Annotated in this window: 5 protein-coding genes; 4 read left to right on the top strand and 1 reads right to left on the bottom strand. The window is 39.5% G+C overall.

The window, feature by feature from the left end:
- Nucleotides 1-266: LysR family transcriptional regulator (locus tag DNK84_RS09760; RefSeq protein WP_162902362.1), on the bottom strand; the 266-nt coding region annotated here is incomplete at its 3' end.
- A 305-nt stretch (nucleotides 267-571) separates the two neighbouring features.
- Here DNK84_RS09760 and DNK84_RS09755 point away from each other — a divergent pair.
- The 4 genes from DNK84_RS09755 to DNK84_RS09740 all read left to right on the top strand — a co-directional run.
- Nucleotides 572-6,439 carry an RCC1 domain-containing protein gene (locus DNK84_RS09755; protein WP_119344333.1) on the top strand — a complete coding sequence of 1,956 codons (5,868 nt, stop codon included), beginning with the start codon at nucleotides 572-574 and terminating at the stop codon, nucleotides 6,437-6,439.
- A 204-nt stretch (nucleotides 6,440-6,643) separates the two neighbouring features.
- Nucleotides 6,644-9,496: a glycosyl hydrolase family 18 protein gene (locus DNK84_RS09750; RefSeq protein ID WP_119344332.1), complete on the top strand. Its 2,853-nt coding sequence runs from the start codon at nucleotides 6,644-6,646 to the stop codon at nucleotides 9,494-9,496.
- A 121-nt stretch (nucleotides 9,497-9,617) separates the two neighbouring features.
- Nucleotides 9,618-9,788: a hypothetical protein gene (locus DNK84_RS14375; RefSeq protein WP_162902361.1), complete on the top strand. Its 171-nt coding sequence runs from the start codon at nucleotides 9,618-9,620 to the stop codon at nucleotides 9,786-9,788.
- A 93-nt stretch (nucleotides 9,789-9,881) separates the two neighbouring features.
- A partial coding sequence (locus DNK84_RS09740; RefSeq protein WP_162902360.1) for a transposase occupies nucleotides 9,882-10,034 on the top strand: 153 nt, incomplete at its 3' end.

Here is a 10,034-nt window from a genome sequence, read left to right as displayed (position 1 = left end):
AAAGTGTCAAAGTCGGGAGAGAATATATTCTGGCTGGACTGCAACAATCTAAAAGCAGATCCATAAAAATACACTGCATCATTGGTCAATTTAAATTCATTATTAACGCGTAAAAAAAGCTTGCGACCCAACTTTTTTTCTAATGATGCAATATTCCTGGTACACGTTGGTTTAGAAAGCTTTAACACTTCAGCAACCGTCGTAATCGATCCTGTTCGAAGTAGCAGCTCAAAAATTTTTAATTCCTGTAAAGTTATATCAATCATATTTTCCCGCCTAAGGTAATGAAACGTATTCCCTGTCTTATCAAATAAATACAAAAGAAATTTCATTATGTCAAACCACGATCAATATTATAAAACTGATTAAACCATGAGAATCCCTGATTCAAAAAGGCCTATGGGTGTATTTAATCTTTTAAAAAAATAAAACCTGTATTAGTTGATGCATAATTAATCAGATCTTTTTTTGAATAATTATGTTTAAAATACGCCCAAGTCAAGATTGATCAAGAAACAATCGTTTCTGTGGATCTTACTTTTTACAACCCTTTCAAAACGGAGGAAATAAAATGCATACAAAAAAATTTTTAACACTTTTACTTACTGTGACACTTACAGGCTGCGGTGGCGGTGGAGATTCAAGTGGTGGTGGCGGTGGCGGCGGTGGCACCACCGCAAAACTAAATTTAAACCCATTGATCCAAGCACCCGCTAAAATTGCAGATGATGCTGATGGTGTTATGGATATTCAGGTAACAAACCCCGTATCGTTATCTAGTGTAAAAGCAGTCGGTGCCACAGCAAATAGCGGTAGCGTGTCTATCACCGGACTATCAGATCAAACGTCTAAACAAGGTAATGCGCAAGTTGATTTAGTATTAAATTCTTCTGAGCAGGTTGGTGCTGATCATTCATGCTGGAATGGCACAACAGGTGCAAGATTGAAACCTGGTGAAAGCTGTCATCAATTAGTTGCCTTTAGTGGAAAATCTGGCGCTTCAGTTCAGGGAAACCTTGTTTTTGGCGCACAATCATCTTCAGGTAGTGATGCCTCTTTTAATATCGCTGTTGACACACATTTTGTCCCAGAAGACCAAACCTCTGTAGATTCAGCTGTTTCTTTGTCAAAAAGCGCTAATATACGGCCGAATGCAACGACTGAGTTCACTTTAAATAACCCAAACAACCAAAACATCAATGGTGCCTATATAGATCTTTCCAAAGTTCCAGCTGAAGTGCTTGATACTATTGACTGGAGCACATTACAAGGCGGTATTTATTATGCTAAGAAAAAACGCATTATTGTGCCTGAAATTCCAAAATCTGGCAGCCAGAAAATTGCTTTTTTTGTTAAAGGAACAGCGGCTAAGGCTTTATCTAAACCTGAAGTGAAAAGCCAACTAGATAATAATGAATTCGCACAAACACCATTGATTAGAGTTGGTGGTGCTAATATTAAAAAACGCACAAAACCTAAAATTTCAAGCAGCAGTAAACCTTTTGACATGGATAAAGAGTTTGTCACAATTGCTAAAGGTGAAAATGGCGACATTATTCTAACCGTCCCAAGCTATGCAGGTACGTTAACATTTAATGGGATTGATAGTACATCGTTACCAAGCTATATCACCATTCAGCCAAGCCTTGATAAAGGGCAAGATATTCAACCTGGCAAAACAGTCAACTTTAAAGTGCAAACACAACCTGATGCCACTTCAGGTGAATACCACTTTAGTGCTTTATTTACGGACCCTTCTTCTGAAAACTATCGTGTTGATTTAACGGCTTTAGTTGACGCATCGACAAAAATGGTTGCTGATAATGGTGGTGATTTTATTGCGCTAAAGACAACGAGTAAAACTAAACCAAGAATCACTTATGTTAATTTAGTAAATAAAGGCCAATATAATGCACATATGCCAAAAGACTTAAGCAAGCAATTTAGCATATCAGGAGGCGCTATGGAGGTCGTTGATGGCAAAGATAATTCATGCGCTGGTGCTACAGTTGCCCCAGGTGATACTTGCCAAATTGGTATTCAATCCAATAACCCAGATACGCCTATAGACACCTTTACGCTTAACGCCATTGCTGGTGATAGTAATATTAAAACAGGCAAAGTTGGTATTGTTGATTTACAAGCCTCGCCTAAGCAGGCCGATGTTGTCATGAAACAAGCACTGCCACAGCAAATAGATGCGAATAAAGCAGGTTATGTTAGCTTACAGATCACCAATATTACTTCTAAGCCATTGACCGTATCATCTGTACATACACCCGCTAATGGCACATGGAATTGTGGTGACTTACAAAAAGGGGCACAAATTGGACCAGGGAAAACACAAACTTATACTTGTAGTGTAACAGCCAGCGCTAACGTTAATATCCTAGGCGCAATATCAGTTGGCTTTAACGATGCTGAGTTCAGTTACTCGACACCAACCTTCAACAGTAATTTTATTGAAAGTGCTCAGCTTAAATCACATTTAACAGCGTTAAAAGGCATTTCATTTGATGCAGGAGATGGTATCGATATTACGCTCCAAAACCAGGGAACAACCCGCGCACAAGATGTTGTTTTAGACTTATCAGGGATTGGTGCTGATTTATATAGTCATATCAGCGGTGAAGGATATAATCCTGATAACGGTAAATTAACATTAACAAGTGATTTATTGCCTGGTGCTGAAAAAATTATTCATTTAGCTTTTGATTTGTCTGCAGCCAATGTCGATAGCTTAAAACAAGCGAAATCCGACATTGAAAATAATGCCCAAACCCAACAAATCAGTATATCAAGCAATAATTATGCAACAACATACCCAAGTGCAACGGTATCAACAGATGTTGTGAATTTTGAACCAAACACCTTACAATTTAGTGCACCAGGCCCAAAATATTTGAAAATTCAAAACCCGACTGATCAGCCATTAAGCTATGTTTTGAGTAATTTACCAAGCGGTGTGCAGATTGATAGCCCATCAGGCACACTGCCAGCAAATAGCGCAAAGTTACTAACACTTAGTGCAGACAATGAGACCAGTCCTGGGGATTTTAACGTTAATATAAAGCTTACTGACACACAGAATGATACTTATCAAACGCAATACCCAGTATCAGTTGCCTCACCATCACTTGATGCCTATAAGGGCTATATTTTGCTAAACACCCCTCATGAAGAAGGCCAAAGTACATTAACCAATGTCGTTTTAACTAACAGTAATGATGGCATAGCAAACAATGCTTTCTCTATCTTTGGGATCACTTCACCGACAGATGCATTTGAAGTGCTTAATCCTTCGGGTGGTGTTGTTTCATCAAGCGATATTGAGGTAACTAATAGTGAGCAAGGCGTACCAATTACATCTGGCGTTGCAGATGGCGGCCAAGCGACAATTGCGTTACAAGTCAACAATCATGAACTTGCCTCAGGCACTTATAAATTAGTGAGCAAAAAAGCTGGTAACATGGAAGCAGGACACGTTGTTGGCCATATTGTACTAAATCCATCTTATAATAACTTTGTGGTTAAGCCTATTTCCAGCTTACCAGAAAAAGTCTTAGTAGGTCATAAGGTTAAATATCAGGCTGAATTTACCAATATCAAGAATGACCCAATTAAGGTAACCGCTGTTAATCTCCCAAATGGTGCTGTATTTGATACAAGCACACCAGCAGTGGATGGCAACTTATGGGATGGCACCAAAGGGGTCACATTAAATCCAGGCCAAAAGGCAACGCTTCGCTTTGATCTAACATTGCAACAAGCACAAGCGCTTTTTAAAGGTGATTTAAATATTGAAGTGCAAGACCAAAAAACACAGACAAGCAGTAATGATATAATTACGACTTTTAACACAGAAGCTGTTGATAGCAATGATGTCATGAGTATTGGTGCTGATGGTTTTAGTTTTGCACCTAATACTACCTCAATACTCAGCATTCGCTCTGAAAAAGGCCTAAACAACTATTACTTGGATTTAAGCCAGATGCCTAAGTCGCTTTATAAAGAAATCAGTTCAGTCATGCTTGGTGGTGAGCAGATTACCCTGCCAGAGTCTCCATCAAAAATAGACCTTGGGTATACTTTCCCAGGGCAACCTGCTGATATTGGCATCTCACTTAAAGGTACAGCCGAAGCACAACTGTCACAATACTACAGTGAACTTATCGATAATTCGAATACACATTATATTGCAATAGGCGCTGCAAATAGTAATGAAGAGTATCCAGATATACAGGTTAATATTAATCCGATTACCAGTAGTGCTTCTGGTCAATTAGATGCCTCTCACACACCAACAACAATAAGCTTTAGCAATAAAGCAAATCATACATTCAATTTAGGTGATACATCTCTTGATAGTGAAAACTTGCAAGGTGTCTCAATCGTCAATAATGGCTGTACAGGCACATTAGCAGCAAAACAAAGTTGTGATGTTACCGTACAGGCCTCAGATAATGCCTATGGCAGCAGCCAAACAGGCATTGAGCTAAACTACAGCGATAATGCGGGCAACCAGTTTCTAGCCTCAGCCCCCATTACTGTTGGTAAATCAACAGCACAGCTTAGTGTTCCTTCACCATTGCCAATCCCTGATGAAGATACAAGCTATGATATAAGAGTCACTAATACAGGCCCATTCACACTTTATGCATTTGATGGTTCACACATTGGTGATTATCTGTCAATGGGGTCAATGGTTACGGGTGTAACTTTTGAAAACACTGGCAGTTGTGCATCAAAAACACAACTTGCCAAAGGTGAAAGCTGTAGTGCTGTAATCAAGCTTACTAACCAAGCACAGGCTACTGGGAGTCCAATTGGTATAACACTAAGTGCAAATGCCCAAGGCAATAACTTAAAGCAGGATACTTCATCTGCCTTTAGTGTTGCCTCTGCTAAGGGCAGTGCTGAGGTTTTAGATAAAGATGGGCAGTCATTATCACAAATTGATTTAAAATCATCAACCAAAGACCAGGTGGTTTTACAAGTGAAAAATATTGGAAAATCTGATCTAACGTTAGATCAAACTGCCGCTGATTTTAGTTGGAATGCATCTCAGCCAAGTGCCTTGGTTAAGCCAAAGGTAGATAGTAGTAACTGTGATGGCAAGACGCTGGCACCTGAAGCAAGCTGTCAAATCATAGTCACCGGTGTCAATCAATCGCCACTTATTTCAGGACCTGCCTATGGTGTATTGCATGTATACTCAACCAATGGCACGCCAATAACACAAAATATGCCGGTTGAAATGACCATGATTTACCAATGGTTAGAAATTGCCACAGGTGCACGTCATACCTGTGCAATAAATTATGATCATAAACTTTACTGCTGGGGTAGAAATGATAACGGTCAATTAGGCACGGGTGATAACAATAACTATCGTGTTCCAAAACCAGTTAAAGCAGGAAATGATGGTTTTACACCAAATGCAGTAAAATCTGTCAAGGCAAGTTATAATTCGACTTGTGCAATTACTGAAAATAATCAGCTTTACTGCTGGGGATACAACCGCTATGGACAACTGGGTGATGGCTCGACAACAAGCCACAACCTACCGGCTAAAGTCCAAGACGGCAGCGAAGGATTTGATAGTGATAATGTTAACAGCGTTGCTGTCGGACAGATTGCTACTTGTGCAATATCAGATAGTAGCCACCTGTATTGCTGGGGTTCAGGACAACGAGGTCTTCTTGGTAATAATGAAACAACTAATCAAAACACACCTGTCCAACCCAATAACACTAATGGTTTTGATGCAAATAATATCACTAATGTCTCGGTTGGTAGATATAATACTTGTGCAGTTGATGGGAACAGCCAGCTTTATTGCTGGGGCTCAAATAATCATTTACAGCTAGGCTTTGCCTACCATGAGAATGAGGATCAACGGCAACCAGTTAAGTTACAAAGCTATACCAGCTTTGATAGCAATGATATCAAAAAAGTACAGCTAACCAAGGCTTCAATATTTGCACTTGACAATAATGGTACTCTTTTCTCTGTAGGGTATAACGGCGATGGTATACTGGGTGCAGGATATTCTCCAGAAGTTACCTCTGATACTAAATTCTACAGAAAAATAGCTAACGAGATAGCCAGCCTAAGCAATAGCGGTGGTGACTATACCCACAATTGCGCGATTGATGAACAGCATACCCTATTCTGCTGGGGCGATGGCGTATTTGGAAAACTAGGCACCGGTAATAGTGATGATGCTTATTTTCCAGCTAATGTTATCCCTGGAAATGAAGGATTCACAATCCACAACGTCGATCAAGTCGCACAAGGTGCTACTTTTACTTGTTCACTAACCTTACTTGGACAGGCTTATTGCTGGGGGAGCAACACCTTCGGGCAACTGGGGATTGGTAACAATAGTGATGATCAATACTCACCTGTTGCGGTCAACATTCCCCTTGACTCATAATTCCAAATAACTACCTAAGCAATAATAACTGATTTATTGTTGCTATTGTGACTTATCAATGGACAAAGGCTAAAGCTTTGCAAAAAAGCTTTAGCCCCCTTTTTGTGGAGGATAATAAGCAATAATACGCTTAAATTTTGATATTTACTAACCCAGCATTAACCCACCTTATTACACATGATTTCTTGAATTAAGGAGAATAAAATGAATCTATCTAAAACATTTGTGAATGCGCTGTTTTTACTAACAGCATTAGGCTTAAGCGCCTGTCAGGGCGATAGTAGCAAAGATGGCAGTTCACCATCTTCGACAACATCCTCACTATCTGACATATTAAAAGTCCAAGGGATGCCACTATACCTGGCTGCAGGCACAACCAAAACGGTAACCTTTGAATTTAACAGTGTTAAGGCCGGTGCTTTAAAAGCCACTGCTTCTGGAAAATACTGTTTTACAATCAATGATATGAGTGTCGGCAGTAAAATCAACATCACACCAGATTTTTTCTGTTTAGCACCTGGCGCTAAACAATTAGTTACACTATCTGCACCACAGGATATTGACAGCACAAAGCGACGCATGATCAAAGTAACACAAACCGCAGGAGACAAAAGCATCAACGTTGATATGCCTTCGATGACTTTGTTTGTTAATGCGGCAGTCAATAAACAAGATACGTCAAGTGGTGAAGGTTCAAATGGCAATGGCAATAACAATGACTCATCACAAAATGGCAGCATCCAATATGGAGAAGATGGTCAGATTATCAGCTGGCATGGCGATGGACCAGATGAAGTATACTTAGCAGTACAAAGCTTACCTCGCAAGATCAGCAGCGGCATGTTAAAAGGTGCTGTACTTAGCTTAAGTGTCAACGAGTTTGAGTTTGATCAACAACCTCATAAGGATTTCTGTTTTTCACTGGATGACTCAAGTGATTATACTGATAAACTAGGTTTCTCGCCATCTACGTTTTGTCTTTTTTATAAAGGCCAAACGCAATCAATTGCGATTACCGCCCCTGACGGTGTTACTGCTGAGCAAATACATAAAATGCAAGTGAGGCAAAGTCAGGGCGAATCTATTGATTTACCGCCTTCCTTATCAATTACCGTGACACCAGCGCATATTGAGAAAGCGTTGTCGTCCTCTACAGCACCACAAAAAATAACTTCTGGTAAAGAGGATAAAATAACATACACACTGACCACCAAGTATGATAAAGACCAAGGCAGAGATGACAACCTAGAATATTGCTTTAGTCTGAGTGATCTTGTCAATCAAAACTCACTTGTATTCTCACCCAGCACATTTTGCTTGCAGGGTCTTAATGATCATCAGGATATTACCATAAGCGCTCCCAATGGCGTTAAGTCTGAAGAGGATCATTATATTGAAATATCACAAACAAAAGGAAAATCCATTGATTTGCCAGATGATGCAACCATTCAAATCACACCAAAGCCACCAGCCAAGCCACCTAAACTGATTGGGTATTTTACCAATTATGGTGTCTATGGGAATAACTCTTGTATTGAGGGCACCGGTTCACCAGGCCGAGCCATCCCTTACGTTTCTTACCCCATGCCAAGGGAAAGCTCTAGTATTTCTGGTGCCCCTATTTTCCAGGCTAATGGTAATACTGATTGCACCCAGTTGTCTAACTCAGCGCAAACTGAAGCTCTGGAGAATACAGACCTTGCTGCCAAGGCCAAGGAATTAACCGGAGTTGCCTATGCTTTTTTATTTGTCTATGATGACCCTGACTCACTACCTTCAGGCGCTAAGGCTGGGCAAATCCACTTTACAGATAGTTATAGTGACCTGGATTCATCTGATGCTGACTGGTGTAACAAAAATGATCTTAATTTCCGGATTTGTACACCAAGTACGAATGTCGATCGCCCTGGAGACCTTACATGGTATCTACGCTATGGTAATTTCGATGCCTTTGCCGCATTGGATCAATATAATGCGGATATTGAAAAAATAGTCTCTATTGGTGGCTGGAATGCAGTTGATTGGAATGTTTATCAAACGGGCAACAGCGCTACAGATACCCAGCGAATTGACAACCTTGTAGAATCAGTACAGGCCTTGGCCAATCACTTTGCGATCACTGAAGTTGATCTGGATGTAGAAAATGACGGTAAAACTGAAAACTTTAATGACTTTTTAGGCGGCAACCTTGCCACTATTATTCATCGTTTGCATGATGAGGTGACAACGAAAGATGGCCAGAAATTAAAAGTTTCATTAACCATTCAAGCTAATCCAACCTATGTCAACGCACTGAAAGATTCAGTATTATCATCAAGTAATATTGATAATTTAGCTGCATTAAATTTAATGACGTATGACTTCACGGTTCCAGGAACAGAAGGCTATACTGGCTTTAACCAGGTATTATTCATGCCTGATACTGGAGATGGACTTGCCCCAAATAACTTTACCATTGATGCGATTGTGCAAGCAGCCAAAAAAGCTATGCCTGGCAATGAAAATAAAATCAACATTGGCCTAGCTGCATATACACGCTCACTCAACGGGTATAATAATAATGATATTACTGATAATTATGGATTTGGAAATTACTATACAAGTAGTGATACACAACTGCTAGGTGGCGATAATGACACCGCCAATTGCAGTAAAACACTTGGACAATGGAATAGTTGTGCTTCTAGTTTTAATCATCGTTACCTATACCAATTTATTAACCAGGGTAATACACATGATTTTGTGGTTACTAAAGATGGAGAGGATTATCACGTTGGTTCTACATTAATTATCGATACATTTACACCCCCTCAGCCAAATGACCTGTTTGGAATCTCTCCGGCTGACATTTCGCCACTTTGGTCAGCAACTTATAATGGGCCAAGTGTATTTTTCTATACTTCAGGTCAAGATGCATTTGACTACGGGCGTTATGCAGCACAACAAGGCATTGGTGGTGCCATTATGTGGACAGTTGATGGTGATGTTCCAGTAAGTGACACAGACAACTCATTGATTGTTAATTTCCACGATGGTTATTTACAAGCACAAGATTGAATTGGTTACTAATCGTGCATTTCGTAATACAAAATTAGTGACTGCATTTTATTCTATATGGGTTAAAATGCAAACACTAACTAGAAAAACCCATGCTCTAAAAGGCTTTTCGGAGGTCAAAATGCATGCAAAATTATTACTGTTATTACTTGCTATGGCAAATAATGCTGAGGCCTCAACGCCGAATAAAGCCCATAGTTATTTAGCAACACCCAAGGTAAACCTTGAGGTTATTACTGCACTTCCTAAAAAAATTCTAGGTTCTGTGAACCAAAAAAACTACAAGATGTGAAATTAAGTTGATTTAATTTAATTAAAAAATGATTTGCAAGGTTGCAATCCTTGGTTTTAAATATATTTGAGAAAAACAACAAAGGATTGCAAAATGCATTATCACATAAATGAAAATGCTTGGGAAAAGATTTATGAATTTTTAATGACGGTAAAGAGGATACACTGCAAAAATACGGAATCTTTGCGTTTATTCGTGGAAGGGGTTTACTATGTGTTACGAACGGGTTGTCAATGGCGTATGCTT

The sequence above is a fragment of the Facilibium subflavum genome (assembly GCF_003574485.1).
Taxonomy (GTDB): domain Bacteria; phylum Pseudomonadota; class Gammaproteobacteria; order Francisellales; family Francisellaceae; genus Facilibium; species Facilibium subflavum.
Note: the sequence above shows the minus strand (reverse complement) of the source record. Positions and strands in the feature narration are given on the sequence as shown.

What these genes read in the sequence shown, in the direction of transcription:
- DNK84_RS14375 (WP_162902361.1), top strand. Translation starts at nt 9,618, where the DNA reads ATGCATGCAAAATTATTACTGTTATTACTTGCTATGGCAAATAATGCT.
- DNK84_RS09750 (WP_119344332.1), top strand. Translation starts at nt 6,644, where the DNA reads ATGAATCTATCTAAAACATTTGTGAATGCGCTGTTTTTACTAACAGCA.
- DNK84_RS09755 (WP_119344333.1), top strand. Translation starts at nt 572, where the DNA reads ATGCATACAAAAAAATTTTTAACACTTTTACTTACTGTGACACTTACA.